The organism is Sphingobacterium sp. NPDC055431 (assembly GCF_053644255.1).
This window is the reverse complement of the sequence record NZ_JBSHLH010000006.1, coordinates 54,219-71,253: the sequence shown is the minus strand read 5'-3', so window position 1 is coordinate 71,253 and position 17,035 is coordinate 54,219. Positions and strand designations below refer to the sequence as shown.

Here is a 17,035-nt window from a genome sequence, read left to right as displayed (position 1 = left end):
TTTTCATTGTTTCCAAAATAGTAAATATTGCGATTACGAGGTGGGCAAAAATTTTGTAATTCATAAATAAAAAAGGGGACTTGGTCCCCTTTTATCTTAATTTTCTTCTTCTTCGTTGCCTCCAAACAATCCCAGCTGCCCATTGGTATCGATTTGGATATCATCAGGGTTGGTGATTTCAAAAGGAATATCATCCGGTTCAGCAGGTTTTGGTTCCTTCGGTTTTTCTAGTTCTACTGTTGTTTTTTCAGACTTGACTTCCTTTTCGACCATAGCCTGTGTTTCAGGTGCTGCGATCTCATTTACCTCAGTTTCTTGTGAGGTTGAAAGGTCCTTTTCTTCAGAAAGAAGCTTAATCTTTTGTACCGTATGGAATGATAACCTATTACCTTGCGCTTTCATTCCTTTCACATCTACGATTTCATTTAATTCCTGCTCTAGATGTTCGTGGGTCTGGGATTTACCTTTCAGGATATCCAGAGAAACGATTGGTGTGTCATTGTTGGTCAACAGAACCAATTTGCTTTCTTCAGGAATGAAACGAACTCGTTTTCCTACTGGATTATCATCAAAGTTGAATCTCTTGACAAAGTAGGTTCCAGATTTACTGTCCTGATGGATGGCCGTATAGATTTGTTCAGGAATGAATTTCTCCAGACGGATCATTTTCTCGTCGAAGTGATTGTTCAGGTCAAAGTTGCTCAACTCATAGGTTCCATCGTTGACAACCATTAAGATTTTGTCATCACCATCGAATTCGCCCAAGAACTTACCTCGATTATCGGCATTCAAGCGTTTTAGGATATCATCATACCAGATCTTTCTACCGGCAAGAGTTGAGACCCCTGCGCTTTTAAAGGCAACCTTTTTAACGGGGTATTTGCTGACAATGTTTCCTTGGGAAGCACGTCCCTTGATTGCGATCTCAGCAAAATCCATATCAAAGTTCAGCTTGCGTAGTTTTGAATGAGGTTTGAGCTGGATATTTACGATTTCGGCCTCTCCGTTTGGATTGGCAGTAAAGTAAAGGATCTTAGTGCCTTTACTAGCTTTACCTATATCATAATCCTTATCCCTTGTGACTGCTGTCACGGAGAACCGCTTGATGTAACTGGTACCGGTAGCCCCATCTTTATAGATGGCATTATATACGGTCCGGTCATCGCCTTTTTTGAAGACAGCAACATGGATTATATCTTTACCCACGAACACCTTGTCCTGTACTTTGACAACGGAATATTTACCGTCCGCGCGGAAAACGATGATATCGTCGATATCCGAACAATCTGAAACCAATTCATCCTTACGCATATTGGTTCCAATAAATCCTTCCTCGCGGTTCACATAAAGTTTTGCATTTGCTAGGGCAACCTGGGTTGCTTCTACCTTATCGAATACACGGAGTTCAGTCTTCCTTTCTCTTCCTTTACTGTATTTTCCACGGATATATTCAAACCACTTAATGGTGTATTCTGTAAGATTTCTTAAGTTCTTTTTAACCTCTTTGATCTCATCTTCAAGGGCTTTCATTTGCTCATCTGCCTTTTTGACGTCAAAGCGTGTGATGCTACTCATGGGTTTGTCGATCAACCTCTTGAAATCTTCAGGTGTGATCGCACGGTAGAACTGATCAAAGAATGGCTCAAATAATTGGTTCAACACTGCTACCACGGTGTCGAAATCGCCGGCATTTTCATAATCAGAATGCTTATACATGCCTTCTTGGATAAATATCTTCAGCAAGGAGCTAAAGAAAATCTTTTCCTGAAGTTCATGCAACCTGATCTCAAGTTCTTGTTTCAACAAGCTCTTGGTCTGCTTTGTGTTTTCTATCAAGATATCATTCACGCTCATAAAATGAGGCTTGTTGTTCTTGATCACACAGGTATTTGGCGAAATGGAAGTTTCACAGCCGGTGAAAGCATACAATGCATCTATGGTTACATCTGGAGAAATTCCAGGGGCAAGGTGCACAATGATCTCAACGAACTCAGCGGTATTATCCTCAATTTTCTTGATCTTGATTTTTCCCTTTTCATTGGCCGAAACGATACTATCGATCAATGAGCCGGTTGTAGTGCCGAATGGGATTTCGGTGATGGCCAATGTTTTCTTGTCCCGCTCCTCGATCTTTGCGCGGACACGGATTTTTCCACCACGCTGTCCTTCATTATATCCCGTTACATCGGCCATCCCTCCAGTTGGGAAGTCCGGATAGATTGCCGGTCTTTCACCTTTTAAAACTTGGATGGATCCATCGATCAGCTCAATAAAGTTATGCGGCATGATCTTGGTCGCCAAACCTACGGCAATTCCTTCTGCTCCTTGAGCCAATAACAATGGAAATTTAACAGGAAGGGTGATCGGTTCTTTATTCCGCCCATCATAACTCAATTGCCAATCGGTAGTATCAGGATTGAAGACCACTTCATTGGCAAACTTAGACAGTCGGCCTTCGATATAACGAGGGGCAGCAGCGGAGTCTCCGGTAATCGGATCTCCCCAGTTACCCTGACAGTCGATCAGTAAATCTTTTTGCCCTATTTGAACCATCGCATCCCCAATGGAAGCATCCCCATGTGGGTGGTACTTCATGGTATTACCGATGACATTTGCCGCTTTATTATATCGTCCATCGTCCATTTCCTTCAGGGAATGGAGGATACGACGTTGAACGGGCTTGAAACCATCATTGATATGTGGTACCGCGCGGTCCAATATGACATAAGAAGCGTAATCCAGAAACCAATTTTCATATAGTCCCGACAAGGGGATGGTATTGCTTTGTTGGTCTTGATTTGGGTTTGAGTCGTTATTCTCTTCTATATCGTTGATTTCGTCACTCATGAAATTTTCGTAAGATTTTGATGGGTTTACAGGATTGATTTCCGCAAACCTCGTAAAAATACAAAATTCATTTTATTTGTCTTATTTTTAGGATTATTCTACAATCTATCAAAACCCTATCAGATGAAAAGACTTGTGACCCTCTTGTTATTTTGTTCCCTCCTGAATTTTCTTTTTGCCCAAAGTGCAAATTATGGCTTGAAGGAGAATATTTCTTATGTGCCTTCCAATGCGGATCCGTATAGCAAGGAACGCTGTCAAGTGGATGTGTACTACCCGAAGGACAAGAAAGATTTTGCTACCATCGTGTGGTTCCATGGTGGCGGATTGACGGAAGGAAGGAAAGAGATTCCGGCTTACCTGAAAGAAAAAGGTGTCGCCGTAGTAGGGGTCGGTTATCGACTGTCGCCCAATGTCAAGGTTGAAGATATCATCAAGGATGCTGCAAAAGCGGTTCACTGGACTTTCGATCATATTGCTGAATTTGGAGGCAGCAACAAAAAGATTGTTCTTTCCGGTCATTCTGCTGGAGGGTATTTGAACCTGATGCTTGCTTTAAATTCCCGCTATTTAGCTGATGAAGGTGTCAATTCAGACGATCTATTTGCTGTAGTTCCCTTCAGTGCTCAATGCATCAGCCATTTTACGGCCCGTGCCGAAAAAGGGATCCATATCAATCAACCTGTCGTTGATGAATTTGCACCTCTTTTTTGGGTCCGGAAAAACAATGTTCCGATGACCTTGATCACAGGAGACCGGGAGCTTGAAATGGTCGGTCGATATGAAGAGAATGCCTACTTGGCTAGGATGTTTAAGATAGTTGGCCACACTCAGGTTAAATTATTAGAATTAGACGGGTATGATCATGGAATGGCCTATCCCGCTTTCCCGCTTTTATTGAAAGAAATCGAACGGTTGAATAAATAAATAAAAGTTTATTTTACTAATATTTTTAGTAATTTTGAATTGTTTCATATTCGGAATTACTATGAATTTGGTTGATAATAAGCGTTTTGTGGCTCATTTGGACTTGGATACGTTTTTTGTAAGCGTAGAACGTCTGAAGAACAGTAAGTTCATTGGTAAACCTTTGATTGTGGGAGGGTTGAGCGACCGTGCGGTAGTTTCGGCCTGCAGTTATGAGACCCGGAAATTTGGAGTCCATAGTGCGATGCCGATGAAACTGGCTTTGCGTTTATGTCCGCATGCTATTGTGGTACGTGGCGATATGGACAGTTATAGCTATTATTCAAGGGTGGTGACCGATGTGGTTCGGGAGACTGTTCCGGTAATGGAAAAGGCGAGTGTGGATGAGTTTTATGTGGATCTGACAGGTGTTGACCGTTTTTTCGGTTGCAGTCAGTTTATGATAGAGCTGAAAGGGAAGATCCAAAAGGAGAGTGGTCTGCCGATTAGTTATGCTTTAGCATCCAATAAGCTGATCAGCAAAGTGGCGACCGATGATGCAAAACCCGATGGACGCAAGGAGATATTGCATGGCCTAGAAAAAGATTACCTGGCTCCTCTGAAAATCCAACGGATGCCGGGGATAGGGGATAAGACCAGCATGCTCCTGCTGCAGATGGGCGTCAAAACGATCAAGATATTGAGTGAGATCCCGGTTCCAATGATGCATAACCTTTTAGGGAAAAACGGGATTGACCTTTCCAGAAAAGCCAATGGGATCGACCCTTCACCCATTATTCCCTATTCTGAACAAAAGAGCATCGGCACGGAAGAAACCTTTCTGCAAGATACCATCAACATGCAGTTCCTGAACAGTGAATTGATCCGGATGACAGAACGGTTGACTTTTCAATTGCGCAAGCAGGAGCGATTGACCGGTTGTGTTACGGTAAAATTGAGGTATGCCAATTTTGATACGGTCAGTAAACAGATGGTGATTTCCTATACCGCCTCTGATACCGTATTGCTGAAGAAGGTCAAAGAACTTTTTGCTAAGCTCTACGACCGCCGGATGCTGGTCCGGTTGATCGGGGTTCGGTTCAGCCATCTGGTGCAGGGATCACAACAGATCAATCTATTTGAAGATACTGAAGAGGCTGTGCGCTTGTACCAAGCCATGGATGCCATGCGAGCTCGATATGGTGACGAGGCAATCAAACGGGCGATATCCTTAAAAGAAATCAATAAAAAGGATCGGAGTCCCCATTTTTAACATTCCTTGGAGTGCAACAGCTTTAAGGAAGATTTCTTATAGGTCAACTGTCGAAAGGTCTGCAGATAAGATGAGGCCATGATTTCCCAACCGTAGTGCTCTAAACTAAAGGCTTGATAAGATTTTGCCAAGACCTGATATCCATCTGTATTATCTAGGACTGCATTTAACTGGTCGACCCAACGGTCTGAATCATTGGAAGGAAGAAGGATCCCGTTTTTCTGATGTTGAACAGCGTCGGTTATTCCTTCCAGAGAAGAAGCAAGGACCAAGGTGCCAGCCACTGAAGCTTCTAAGCAGACCAATCCAAAACCTTCCATATCACCCGGTACCTGAATGTTGGGCATCAAAAAAGCCGATGCATGCCCTAAAAGCGATTGAAGATGCTGAAAAGGAACTTTGCCAAGATGTTTTACCCGAGAGTCGATGATAGGGTCTTGCAAAAGTTTTCGGATTTCGCTTTCATCTGAAGGGTATCCCAAAAAAAGAGTAATCAAGTGGAATATTTTTTTAGGAAGTAGACGAAGGATTTTTTCCGTAAAACTAGCTTTTTGATTGAAAGGGCCAATCATCAACAGTTGAAATTCGGATGGCATTTGAGGAACAACTTCCCTCAACAACCATGCGAAGCCTTTTCGTTTCACGGGACGACCCAAGGTCACCATGTATTTCTTGTTGAGGTCAATCTGTGGATAATAATGCTTGATCTGTTCCAAAGGAGCCGGTCTGGATTTGGCAATATCATGGTCAACGCCATTTTTGATAACGGTTATTTTATCTTCGGAAATGCCACGACGGATGGCAGCTTTTGCAGTGGCTGAGCTAACGGTAATGATGTGGTCATATTCATTGAAACGTGGCAGGATTTTCTTCTGAAAGTATCTCAAAGGGAACACCACATCCAGACCATGTAGGGTAACCACTCTTTTCAAATGTTTATAGCCGGAATGAAAGAGCGCAAGCGATGCAATCAGTCCGTCGTTAAAATGGATCAGTTGAATATTGGGATGGAGTTCCAATGTCCTTAGGATATTGCTATTGAGGTTCCAGAAAAACTTCAACAGGCTCTCTTCCCCTTTTCTATAAACCAGCATATGGATCTGAACCTGCGGATGCTTGCTAAGGTTGTTGATCAGTTCAAAGCTTTGTTTTTCCATACCACCTGTTGCAGGTGGATATTTATGACTAACAAATAATATTTCCATTTTTCAGCGTAGATGATTGTGTACTGTCCTTTTTGACAAATAGGTATAGGATAAACCCTACAGCTATCCAGAAAAGCTGTCTTGCACGGCGAAGGATGGAGGCCGAAATCCAGATGCTAGAGGCACTGATACCTATGATCTGTAGCATCATCTTGTTCCCAAGCTCTTCAACTCCCAATTGTCCAGGAACAAAGGCTCCCGCACTTTTAAATACAATGACGCCCATATCCAGCAGCAAACCATGCATGGGCTCTACCTCAAAGCCTAAAAAAAGCAGGATGAGATAGAATTCCAAGCTGCCGATAATCCAATGGATACCCGCTAAGAGGTAAGAGTACCAAAATAACCTTGGGTTAAACCGGTAAGACTTTCGGATATTGAATATCAATTGCAAGACCTTTGATCTGAGTTTTTTCCAAAAGCCATCGATATCTTCACTGTTCACGGGTTTTGAAGAGGATCTGCTAAAGATGAGCCAATAGAAAAAAACTAAGTTCAACAGGATCAAGAATGCAACAAAGACATAGAAAGCAACTCCTATGCTCTTCAATGCAGCTTGCCCAGCTTCCATGCCACTCAGCCAAAGGCAGGCAATCAGGAACAAGAGGATCTGTGAAAGTACCACTGTGATCCTGGAAGTCGCAACAGAACTTAAAGCTACTTCGGTGGAGATCCCATAAGGTTTGAGCATTTCAGCTTTCAGTAAATCTCCTCCGACTATGCTCGTCGGGTTATACTGACCGACGGTTTCGCCAATTTGCCGGACCGCAAACATCTTCATCAAACTGATTTTCTTGCGGTCCTCAGCCAGACAGACATACCAAGACCAGGTACCAAAAAAATAAGCCAAGAAAGTAACCCCAAGGAGATAGATGAATCTATATCCAATTGTTAGCAATTCCTTTTTTATAGCTGAGAAATCGGTGTTGAGGATATAGACAGCTATAAAACCAAGTATGATGAGGATAAGCCCAGTTTTGACCGTTTTTTTGCTGATCCTTAGTTTCCTGCCCATGCAATACCGTTTATGGGTTCGGAAGCTAACTCATGGATGTCATCAAAATAAGTTTGTGCCAACTCCCCCCAATCCAATTTTCTCACGTAATTCAGTCCAGCCTGTTGGAATTCGTTTTTTATTTGGGGATCGCTCAGGATCTTATGGATGAAATACATGTATTCCAAGGCATTGTTGGGCACACATTTGTACCCATTTCTTCCGTGTTCAATCAGGCTGGAGCTCCCTCCTCCATTGGCAATGACACAGGGAAGACCGGATGCCATGGCTTCTATTACCACGTTTCCATAAGTTTCCGAAGTAGAGGTGAAAAGGAACACGTCAGAAGAAGCATATAGTTTTGATAGTTCAGTATGGTCTAATTTTCCCAAGAAATGAGCTGTAGGCATCAGCATTTCTGCTTCTTCCCTTGCGGCTCCATCGCCTGCGATAATTAAGTTATATTCAAATTTTGATTTTTTGAGATGCTGATAAACGTCGATTAAGGTTTGCACGTTTTTCTCCCAGACCAAGCGGCTTGCAAACAAAATATTGGGTTTGTCGTTTTTTGTGATATCCCGGATATAGGCTCGGTCAGCTTTCTCGGGGTTAAACAATCTCAGGTCGATACCCCTTTGCCATAAAGTCAAACGATCGGACTGTATCCCAATTTCCTTAAGTTCATCCATGATATTATTGGCGGGCACATAAATCTTATGGCAACTGTTGTAGAAGCGGAGCATAGCCTTGCGCATCCAATATTCTGCAGGCCTGATCAAAGAAGATAGATTGCGGAGATAATAAGCGATATACGAGATAAAGTGGGTGTGATAGATACTCAGGATCGGGATGTTCCTTTTTCTTGCATATTTCATGGCAAAGAACCCTAAAAGGGAGGGAGTTGCGATATGGATCACGTCCGGAGCAAAATTATCCAAGGCCTCTTCCAGTTTCCATTTTGATAATTGGGGAACTGCCAATGAATAATCATCATTGATCGGAATGCGGAAGGTCGGGACTTGATAAGATTGATGCGTCTTGAAGTTTTCAGGACCTTTTCCATAAATGAAAAGGTAAGAAAAAGCCGTGTGATCGATTCGGTTTATGATTTGAAACATGGTCCTTGAGGCCCCGTCAAAATCTTCTATGAGAATCTCAGAAAAAAAAGCAACTTTCTTCATTTAGAATTCAAATTGTCTATCGGGTAAAAGTATAGGCTCAGTGTTTCTTTATTGCTAATTTGGTGTTATGCTATTGTGAATGAAATGTTTAGGAATGATGAAGTCTTAATAAATCCTAAATATCAAATCAACAAACCTTTAATCTTACCTTAAGATTAGATTTAACCGTGTACGGTAGTTTTGCTATAGGAATTACGATTGATAGATATGCTGATCAACCTTCCTTATCCTCAGAAAAGTAAAGCGTGGCATTTCAGGTTTATAGTACTGATGTCGATTATTTTCTCCCTTGTTTTTATGTTCAGTTACAAGCGCAGCAATGGCTCCAAAGCAATGCCCTTGCTGAACTATCCTGAACTGGAACATCGTTCATCTGGAGAATTATCGCTATTGACCTATAATATTGCAGGGCTTCCGCAACTGATTTCCAGTGCCGAAACTCCAAGGGCGGCCAGTATCCGGACCATTGGTGAACGGATCAACCGCTTTGACATCGTCAATGTTCAAGAAGATTTCAATTACAATTTTGAATTGTATGCTTCCAATCTGCATTTATTTCGAACCGTAAGCATGGGGACTGTTCCTTTCGGGGATGGTTTGAGTACCCTTTCCAAATATCCTATTAAAGACTCCGAGCGAATTTCCTGGAAAGACTGTAGCGGCAGTGATTGCTTGACACCGAAGGGATTCAGTTATGCCCGATTAGAGATTGCTAAGGATGTGTTCCTGGATGTCTATAACATACATGCCACAGCCCAGGACAATAGGTCTGCGGTTGTTGCAAGAAAGAAAAATCTAGAGCAGTTCGCGAACTACATAAAAGAAAAATCTGCAGGACAACCTCTGTTGATCATGGGTGATTTCAATGCACATTATGCCTTTGCTGAAGATAATGTGCGGACCTTCCAAAAAGAGATGGACTTAGTCGATACCTGGGTTTTTCTTCGAAACCAAGGCCGGTTGCCCGAGCATGAAGAAAACTTTATTGCACAGCACGCTTTGACCGTAACGGACGATTGCGAGAGCATCGACAAGATTTATTTTCGCAATAGCAAACAGTTGATATTCAAACCAAAAAATTACCAAGTGCAACATGAGCTTTTCAGTACCGATACGGGCGAACCTCTTTCCGATCATTGTGCTATCTCATTAAAATTGGAATGGGAATTGAACGATTCTTTGATGACTTCTGATAAGAAATCTAAGGTCATTGATCAATTAGAAGGTTTCCATGGTGGTGAGTAACAAAAACTTAATGTTGAATTCCCATTTAGATAATTTGAAGAAGATACTTTTATTTCATATAAGTTAATAGATGACCATACTTTTTATACTCGCAGCGGTAATTATAGTTTTACTATTTGTTTTCAAGAGCTTAAAGGGAAAGCTGATTTCCGTAGCTATCCCCCAAGAAGAATCCTCTTCAGAACGTTTTTTGCAAGGGAAAATATCATTGTTGACCTATAATATCGCAGGGTTACCCCAAGGGATCTCGGCAGCAAAGCTCCCTAGGAAATTCAGTATTGCCGAAATCGGTGAAAAAGTTGAGCCTTATGATATTGTCAATGTCCAAGAAGATTTTAACTATAATACTTCATTTTATTCCAAGAACTTACATCCTTATCGTACGCAGACCAAAGGGAAGATTCCAATTGGCGATGGTCTGAATACCTTGTCCAAGTATCCTATCATTGAATACAGAAGGATTCCATGGCGCCATTGCAGTGGTCCTGATTGTTGGACCGTGAAAGGGTTTAGCTTTGCGCAGATCCAATTGGCCAATCAAGTAACTGTCGATGTTTATAATGTGCATGCAAACTCAAGCGATGTTGCTCGCGCAGCTCGGGCAAGAAGGGAAAACTTTAGACAGTTGGCGACTTATATCAACGATAATTCCGCAGGTAGGCCTTTAATCGTCATGGGTGATTTTAATGCCCATTATGCTTATAAAAGAGACAATTTGCATGAGTTCCTTCTGACCACGGGGCTGTCTGATGGTTGGGTCCAATTCCTCCGTAAAGGTGTTTTTCCAGAGGTTATTCCCAAGTTTATTGCGCAGCATATGTTGAGCCTCAACAACGACACGGAGAGTTTAGATAAGATTTTCTTTAGAAATAGCGACCACCTGAAATTTCAGCCAATGGACTATCAGGTCGAGATCCAGCATTTCACAAGTGCCGATGGAGAAGCCCTGTCTGACCACTTGGCGGTTTCCATGCAACTGAACTGGACCTGGGAGGATTAATCTCCATAATAGCTGATTGACCATTTAGTATATAATTAGTAATATTAGATTTAGCTGGGCTTCAATAGTTCAGCTTTTTTGAAAGTATTTTTGCTAATATTTTTAGTAAAATGAATTAAAAAAACCTTAATCTTGTAAAATGTTTTTGAATTGCAAGACCTGGTTTAGTTTTCATTATGGAACCTTTCCTACAAAGGATTTGGTAGAAAGTGCGCAGTCTTTAGGGATTAAGGCCATGGCTTTGACAAATATCAACAGTACGGCAGATTGTTGGGATTTTGTGCTCAAATGTCAGGAAGCAAACATCAAACCTATTGTAGGGGTCGAAATACGCAATGAAAACGAATTATGTTATATCCTTTTGGCGAAAAACAATGCCGGTCTATACGTCATCCAGAGTTTCCTTTCCTTTTATAAACAGAGGAAGTTGGATTTCCCCAAAAAGCCACCTTTTGAATCCGATGATCTTTGGGTCATCTATACTTTTGAGAATCATCCTGAGATCGAACAGCTAAGGCCAAATGAACTCATTGGATTAAGGAAGGAGGACCTCAATAAATTGAGCTGGCAAGAGGCACTTCAAGCTGACTGCTGGGTCGTGCTGCAACCTGTGACCTATCAAGATAAGACTTACTATGACCTGCATCGGATCTTAAGGGCAATTGCTAAGAATACGCTACTGACGAAATTGGTCAAAGAGGATTATGCCAGACCAAATGAGACCTTGATGGATGAAGAAAGCTTGGTCTCTGCCTATGCAAAGTTCCCATCTGTTATCAGCAAGACAATGGAAGTGGTCAAGAGCTGTTCGATTGAAATGACCTTCCATATCGATAAAAACAAGAAACACTTCACTGCGAGCATGGATGATGACCATGAACTGTTAAGAAAGTTGGCTATTGAAGGCTGCAAGATCCGGTATGGCAGCAAGAACAAAAAGGCCATGGAGCGGGTGGAAAAGGAACTTTCCATTATCAAGCAATCTGAATTTAATTCCTATTTTTTGATTGTTTGGGATATGTTGCGGTATGCCAATGAGCAAGGGTTTTATCATGTGGGGCGGGGAAGTGGTACCAACTCGGTCGTTGCCTATTGCCTGCGCATTACCGATGTGGATCCCATCAAGCTAGATCTATATTTTGAACGGTTTTTAAATCCCAACCGGACCTCTCCACCCGATTTTGATATTGACTTTAGCTGGAAAGATCGTGATGCCATCTTTGAGTACCTGTTTATGCGATATGGTCGTCAGCATGTCTCTTTACTGGGCATGTACAATACTTTTCAGCGAAGGGCAATTGTGAGGGAACTGGGAAAGGTATTTGGACTGCCTAAAGAGGAGATCGATGAATTGGTGCATAAGCGAGAATGGAGTGCTGAGGATAAAATCCAACGGTGGATCCAGAAATATGGAGCCCTGTTGGTTGATTTCCCTAGCAATATCAGTGTCCATGCCGGTGGGGTGCTGATCAGTGAAAAACCATTGAATGAATACGGCGTATTGGAATTACCGCCAAAGGGATTTCGGACCCTCCATATGGATATGTTCGAGGCCGACAGGATAGGGCTCTTTAAATTTGATATCCTGAGTCAGCGTGGCTTGGGGCATATCAAAGACGCCCTAGGATTGGTGCAGAAAAATAAAGGTAAGCATGTCGACATTCATCAGGTGGAACGCTTCTTTGAAGATCCCAAGCTTGCAGAAATGATCCGAAAGGCAGATACCATTGGCTGTTTTTATATCGAAAGCCCTGCTATGCGACAGCTTTTGGGCAAACTGAAATGTTCTGACTACCTTACCCTCGTGGCGGCCAGTTCGATCATTCGGCCAGGAGTCGCTCAATCGGGCATGATGAAACAGTATATCGAACGCTATCATGATCGCGATAAAATCGAATACCTGCACCCTAAAATGAAGGAACTCCTCGAAGAGACCTTCGGAGTGATGGTCTATCAGGAAGATGTGATCAAGGTTGCCCATCATTTCGGTGGGATATCCTTGGAGGAGGCCGATATCCTGAGACGGGCCATGAGCGGAAAGTACCGTTCTGAAAATAAGTTTGAGCTGATGCGTGCGAAATTCTTTTCAAACTGTAGGGAACAAGGCTATGATGAATCTGTCACCTCCGAGGTTTGGCGGCAGATGGAGAGCTTTGGTGGTTATTCCTTTGCCAAAGGGCACTCGGCCTCCTTTGCTGTGGAGAGTTATCAGAGCCTTTACCTCAAAACGTATTACCCCTGTGAATTTTATGTCGCCGTTATCAATAATTTCGGCGGCTTTTATCGCACGGAATTCTATTTCCATGAATTACGGAGGAATGGCGGCATCATCCAACTTCCATGCTTGAACAACAGCGATCATCTTACCAATATTACCGAGCAACAGGTCTATGTCGGTTTTATCCACTTGCAAGGTCTGGAGCAGGAGTTTGCCCATCAGATCGTGGAGGAAAGGCAGCGAAATGGACCGTATAAAAGCTTGAATGATGTCCTACAGCGATTGCATCCGGCTCCCGAACAGCTCAATATCCTGATCCGGATCGGTGCATTGCGGTTCACGGGCTTGGATAAGAAAACCCTGCTATGGGAAGCAAACTTCAGGAATAAACGGACAGAGAAAGATGATCCTGTAACGCTTTTCCAAACAGAGGAAATCAAGTTTTCCCTGCCTGATTTTGAAAAGAACAGGATGGATGACCTGCGTGATGAACTCGATCTCTTGGGCTTTGTCGTGGGCGACTTCTTTGAGCTGTTGAATAAGGAGCATCTGAAAGGTTCGGTCTTGGTCAATCAGTTGCCTGATCTCCTTGGCCAACAGATCAAGATCATCGGCCGATTGGTCACCTTGAAAGAAACCCGAACCATTAAAAAAGAACGGATGTGTTTCGGGACATTTCTCGATGTGGAGGGAGACTGGTTGGATACCGTGCATTTTCCGCCCGTACTCCGTCAATACCCTTTCCAGGGAAGCGGCTTTTATGAACTCCACGGAAGGGTTATGGAAGAATTTGGAGTCTACAGTGTCGAGATCTCTGCCATGCGGAAGCTCGGATTCAACATTCAGCAAGAAGTATAAAAACACAAAAGACATAAGGCGAACCTTATGTCTTTTGTCTTAAGTCCGAAAAACTTATTCTTCGTCCTTCTTCTTGAATTTATCTTGCGGAAGGTCTTCATAAGGGAGCTCCTCAGATTCATTGATCTCTTTATAGGTCATTTCAGAATGCGGAGTTTCCTCTGGACCATCTACCGTAACATTGACATCCACTTCAATTTTTTTCTTGTTTTTGGGCATCCGAACGATTCCCCATTTCATCAGCAGCTCCTGTGTCGAGTTCCGCTTGAGATGGAGTTTCTCTGGCTCACCAATCAAGAAACCAAATGCTTCCATATTTGGGTTTGCATCAAAAATAACCTTTAACGTTGCGATAAAAGGCAGCGCAATGATCAAACCGGCCAATCCAAATAACATCCCGCCCAATAGGATTCCGATGATTGCCATCAATGGATTGATGCTGACCTTGGAACCCACAATATTTGGCGTAATGATGTTACCCTCCAGGAATTGCACCACTTGAAACCAAGCCACCACACCCAATGCGTATAGAGCACTATCCTTTGTGGCCAATGCAAATAATGCAGGCAAGATCGATCCAATGGCAATACCTATATAAGGAAGCAACATCAGCAGGGAGGCCAACGAGCCGAAAAACCAAGCATAGTCAATACCCATCGCCATGAGTCCCACCGTATTCAGTACAGCAACAATTCCCATTACGGTAATCAGCCCTACCAAATAACTCTGAACCACATCGTATATTTTGTTCAACACCTCATTGACTTTACTCTGAGGAGTTGTTTTAAAAGCTTTAAAGAAAAATTCCCGAAAGAAATCACGGTAATACAATAGGAAAAAGCTCAATAATGGAACCAAGATGGCACTGGCCAGGATATTCCCAATCGACCCAAATGTACTGGATACCATACCTCCGGCATTCTCCATGGCTTTTTCCCCCTGCTCGCGCAGTTTTTCCATCACTTCAGTCCTTTCAATGCCGAATTGGCTTTTCAGCCACTTCTGCCCACCCTCTAATACAGACATCACTTTGTCCGTGATCGCTGATGCATCTTTACCGATCAAGATACTCTCATAAACAATAAACCACGATAGACCCGAGATAATTGCTATGGCTACAATGACAGCCAAGATCGCCGAAAAGGCCTTTCCAAGACGGATTCTTTCAAATAATCTTGCCAATGGATAAAGGGAAATTGAAATCAGGATTGAAAAAATGAGCGGTAATAGAACACCCTGGGTAAAGTACATGACGGCAATGATAAGAACCAAGGCCATCAAGCTCGATGCAAGCTCAAAGGAATACGGTCTTTTGGTTTGTTTATTTTCCATACGAATGCTATAACAGGTTATTAGTTTTTTTGTTTTTTGAATTCCAGTAAATCACATAAAAAAATGCCAGCAAGATGATCAGGGCATTCCCATAGAAAATATACGGAATTCTAAGGATTTCATCGTGATAGATATATCCAGCAAATAATGCGCCACCTCCAATACCAGCTTCCAATGCGATATACATGGTCGCCATGGCTTTCCCACGATATTGCGGCAGTGAAAGATCAATGGTCCAGGCATTGACTGCTGGCGAAAAAATACCCGTACCTATCCCGTAAAGGCAGGCACCGATCACCAATTGAGCAATGCTGTTTCCAAAACCAAGGTACAAAAGAGAGATAGCGACCACTACCAGCCCTACTTTCATCACACTGATCCTACCGTAGCGATCGGCCACTTTCCCCGAAACAAATCGAATCCCTATGGACGCCAAGGTATAGGCCGTGAAAAACAGCCCCTTATTTACTATGCCCAAATGTTCGCTCCAATCCGGAATCAAAGTCAAAATTACACCATAAGCCGAGTAGGAGAGAAGCGTAACGATTGCTGCAGGAATCACACGCACTTCAATAATATCACGGCGTGAAATCTTGAGCATCTTAGGCGAGAATCTATTTTTGTCCTTCAGGGTTTCCTTCATGTTCATCACGATAATGATGGAAAGGAATGCAAATGCTGAAGAGCTATAGAACATGGTATTCAGATCATACTTTAGGGCAATATAACTTCCAATTGCCGGTCCAACGGCACCACCGATGCTGAAACATAGCCCATGCATCCCCAATGCCTCACCCCAACGCGTCGATGGGATAATATCAGCGATATATGCCGAGGTGGCCGTGGGCTTAAATCCAGTGGAGAAACCATGGACTAAGCGAAGGAGAAAGAATCCAGCAACACTGCTCAGGATAGGATATAAAAAACCACAGATGACACAGACGGTAGACCCTATGGCCATCACAGGTACTCGGCCCCATTTGTCCGTCAATCTGCCACTAAATGGTCTTGAAATCCCAGCTGTAAGCGTGAAAAGAGCAATGATCAGGCCCTTGTGGGCTGCACCTCCCAAAGAGGACAGGAAATTGGGTAACTCTGGAATGATCATGTTGAAACTCGCAGAGAATAGGAGAGAGCTCAAACAGAGCAGTCCAAATTGTATTGTATATAAAGGTTGATCTTCGTTTTCGATATTATCCATTTTTCTTTTCCATATTTTGTCGCGTCAATTCTGAACAAAATATTGTTGTCGCCACTGCAACATTTAATGACTCAGCCTTGCCAACCCGCGGAATGGTCACTGCCTGATCAATTTTAGGGATCAAGCTTTCCCTGATTCCATTTCCCTCATTGCCCATCATGATAAACCCTTCATTCCCAAAATTGGTCCCATAAATAGAATCCCCGTCCAACAATGCCCCAAAAACCGGCATGCTGTTTTTCTGAATGAACTCTTCCAGATCCAGATAGTGTAATTTAATACGGGAAAGTGAACCCATGGTCGCCTGTACGACCTTGGGATTGTAGGCATCTACAGTGCCTATTGAACAGATAATGTTTTCAATCCCGAACCATTCCGCCGTACGGATGATGGTTCCCAAATTGCCAGGATCTTGAACATCATCCAAGATCAAACTATGCCTCCCCTGTAAATCCTTTACCTGTAATTGATTAAAATGAGGGATTTCCACCAAAGCCAAAGCCCCTTGCGGATTCTTTAAGCCACTTATTTTCCCAAACTCTGACTCACTAAGCTCTTCAAGTTTTATATTTTGCGGTATTTTGCCCAATTTTGCAGCGGCATCTACTGTCGCAAATATTTTACTTATCTTGTAGCTGGAATGTATAAACTCCAAAACGGATTTTATGCCCTCTACCACAAATAAGTTATGCTGAGTTCGAAATTTTTTATGCTGCAATGAAGTAATTAGACTGATTTGAGCTTTTGACAACATGGGATGAATGACTAATAAAAG

General features: G+C 42.7%; 12 protein-coding genes. 5 read left to right on the top strand and 7 right to left on the bottom strand.

Translation table 11 applies throughout. The features are described from left to right. Positions 1–96: 96 nt before the first annotated feature. Positions 97–2,847 carry a DNA gyrase/topoisomerase IV subunit A gene (locus tag ACWIB3_RS07910; RefSeq protein ID WP_454291314.1) on the bottom strand — a complete coding sequence of 917 codons (2,751 nt, stop codon included), beginning with the start codon at positions 2,845–2,847 and terminating at the stop codon, positions 97–99. A gap of 123 nt (positions 2,848–2,970) precedes the next feature. Between ACWIB3_RS07910 and ACWIB3_RS07905 the strand changes: the two genes are divergently transcribed. Together ACWIB3_RS07905 and dinB are read left to right on the top strand one after the other, a co-directional pair. Beyond that, positions 2,971–3,774 carry an alpha/beta hydrolase gene (locus ACWIB3_RS07905; RefSeq protein WP_313260006.1) on the top strand — a complete coding sequence of 268 codons (804 nt, stop codon included), beginning with the start codon at positions 2,971–2,973 and terminating at the stop codon, positions 3,772–3,774. A gap of 61 nt (positions 3,775–3,835) precedes the next feature. Beyond that, positions 3,836–5,026, top strand: a complete 1,191-nt coding sequence (dinB, locus tag ACWIB3_RS07900) for a DNA polymerase IV (RefSeq protein ID WP_185210558.1) — start codon at positions 3,836–3,838, stop codon at positions 5,024–5,026. On the opposite strand, the gene ACWIB3_RS07895 is transcribed toward dinB, so the two are convergent. Genes ACWIB3_RS07895 through ACWIB3_RS07885 form a run of 3 tightly spaced genes read right to left on the bottom strand, consistent with a single transcriptional unit; the run spans position 5,023 to position 8,406 of the window. Then, positions 5,023–6,231, bottom strand: coding sequence for a glycosyltransferase family 4 protein (locus ACWIB3_RS07895; protein ID WP_454291313.1), 1,209 nt, complete (start codon positions 6,229–6,231; stop codon positions 5,023–5,025). The two genes, dinB and ACWIB3_RS07895, sit on opposite strands and share 4 nt — an antisense overlap. Further along, positions 6,212–7,246: a lysylphosphatidylglycerol synthase transmembrane domain-containing protein gene (locus ACWIB3_RS07890; protein ID WP_185210549.1), complete on the bottom strand. Its 1,035-nt coding sequence runs from the start codon at positions 7,244–7,246 to the stop codon at positions 6,212–6,214. Before ACWIB3_RS07890 ends, ACWIB3_RS07895 begins: the two co-directional genes overlap by 20 nt. Next, positions 7,231–8,406 carry a glycosyltransferase family 4 protein gene (locus ACWIB3_RS07885; protein WP_313260000.1) on the bottom strand — a complete coding sequence of 392 codons (1,176 nt, stop codon included), beginning with the start codon at positions 8,404–8,406 and terminating at the stop codon, positions 7,231–7,233. The genes ACWIB3_RS07890 and ACWIB3_RS07885 overlap by 16 nt, the downstream gene beginning before the upstream one ends. A 207-nt stretch (positions 8,407–8,613) precedes the next feature. On the opposite strand from ACWIB3_RS07885, the gene ACWIB3_RS07880 reads away from it, so the two are divergent. From ACWIB3_RS07880 to ACWIB3_RS07870, 3 genes are all read left to right on the top strand, one after another. Beyond that, on the top strand, positions 8,614–9,651 hold the full coding sequence (locus tag ACWIB3_RS07880; protein WP_185218237.1) for an endonuclease/exonuclease/phosphatase family protein: 1,038 nt from the start codon (positions 8,614–8,616) through the stop codon (positions 9,649–9,651). 70 nt (positions 9,652–9,721) lie between these two features. Continuing rightward, complete coding sequence (locus tag ACWIB3_RS07875; RefSeq protein ID WP_185210544.1) at positions 9,722–10,651, top strand: endonuclease/exonuclease/phosphatase family protein; 930 nt, start codon at positions 9,722–9,724, stop codon at positions 10,649–10,651. A 139-nt stretch (positions 10,652–10,790) separates the two neighbouring features. Continuing rightward, positions 10,791–13,727, top strand: coding sequence for a DNA polymerase III subunit alpha (locus ACWIB3_RS07870; RefSeq protein WP_454291312.1), 2,937 nt, complete (start codon positions 10,791–10,793; stop codon positions 13,725–13,727). A gap of 54 nt (positions 13,728–13,781) precedes the next feature. Here the strand turns inward: ACWIB3_RS07870 and ACWIB3_RS07865 are convergent, their stop codons facing one another. Genes ACWIB3_RS07865 through ACWIB3_RS07855 form a run of 3 tightly spaced genes read right to left on the bottom strand, consistent with a single transcriptional unit; the run spans position 13,782 to position 17,014 of the window. Beyond that, a complete protein-coding gene (locus tag ACWIB3_RS07865; protein ID WP_454291311.1) occupies positions 13,782–15,059 on the bottom strand; it encodes an AI-2E family transporter in 1,278 nt (425 codons plus the stop codon). Positions 15,060–15,066: 7 nt separating this feature from the next. Beyond that, complete coding sequence (locus tag ACWIB3_RS07860) at positions 15,067–16,260, bottom strand: MFS transporter (RefSeq protein WP_185210541.1); 1,194 nt, start codon at positions 16,258–16,260, stop codon at positions 15,067–15,069. Next, a complete protein-coding gene (locus ACWIB3_RS07855; RefSeq protein WP_185210540.1) occupies positions 16,253–17,014 on the bottom strand; it encodes a TrmH family RNA methyltransferase in 762 nt (253 codons plus the stop codon). The genes ACWIB3_RS07860 and ACWIB3_RS07855 overlap by 8 nt, the downstream gene beginning before the upstream one ends. Between the last annotated feature and the right edge of the window lie 21 nt (positions 17,015–17,035).

Bases quoted from the DNA above. Each gene is read 5' to 3' on its own strand.
- ACWIB3_RS07910 (WP_454291314.1), bottom strand. From the start codon at position 2,847: ATGAGTGACGAAATCAACGATATAGAAGAGAATAACGACTCAAACCCA.
- ACWIB3_RS07905 (WP_313260006.1), top strand. From the start codon at position 2,971: ATGAAAAGACTTGTGACCCTCTTGTTATTTTGTTCCCTCCTGAATTTT.
- dinB (WP_185210558.1), top strand. From the start codon at position 3,836: ATGAATTTGGTTGATAATAAGCGTTTTGTGGCTCATTTGGACTTGGAT.
- ACWIB3_RS07895 (WP_454291313.1), bottom strand. From the start codon at position 6,231: ATGGAAATATTATTTGTTAGTCATAAATATCCACCTGCAACAGGTGGT.
- ACWIB3_RS07890 (WP_185210549.1), bottom strand. From the start codon at position 7,246: ATGGGCAGGAAACTAAGGATCAGCAAAAAAACGGTCAAAACTGGGCTT.
- ACWIB3_RS07885 (WP_313260000.1), bottom strand. From the start codon at position 8,406: ATGAAGAAAGTTGCTTTTTTTTCTGAGATTCTCATAGAAGATTTTGAC.
- ACWIB3_RS07880 (WP_185218237.1), top strand. From the start codon at position 8,614: ATGCTGATCAACCTTCCTTATCCTCAGAAAAGTAAAGCGTGGCATTTC.
- ACWIB3_RS07875 (WP_185210544.1), top strand. From the start codon at position 9,722: ATGACCATACTTTTTATACTCGCAGCGGTAATTATAGTTTTACTATTT.
- ACWIB3_RS07870 (WP_454291312.1), top strand. From the start codon at position 10,791: ATGTTTTTGAATTGCAAGACCTGGTTTAGTTTTCATTATGGAACCTTT.
- ACWIB3_RS07865 (WP_454291311.1), bottom strand. From the start codon at position 15,059: ATGGAAAATAAACAAACCAAAAGACCGTATTCCTTTGAGCTTGCATCG.
- ACWIB3_RS07860 (WP_185210541.1), bottom strand. From the start codon at position 16,260: ATGGATAATATCGAAAACGAAGATCAACCTTTATATACAATACAATTT.
- ACWIB3_RS07855 (WP_185210540.1), bottom strand. From the start codon at position 17,014: ATGTTGTCAAAAGCTCAAATCAGTCTAATTACTTCATTGCAGCATAAA.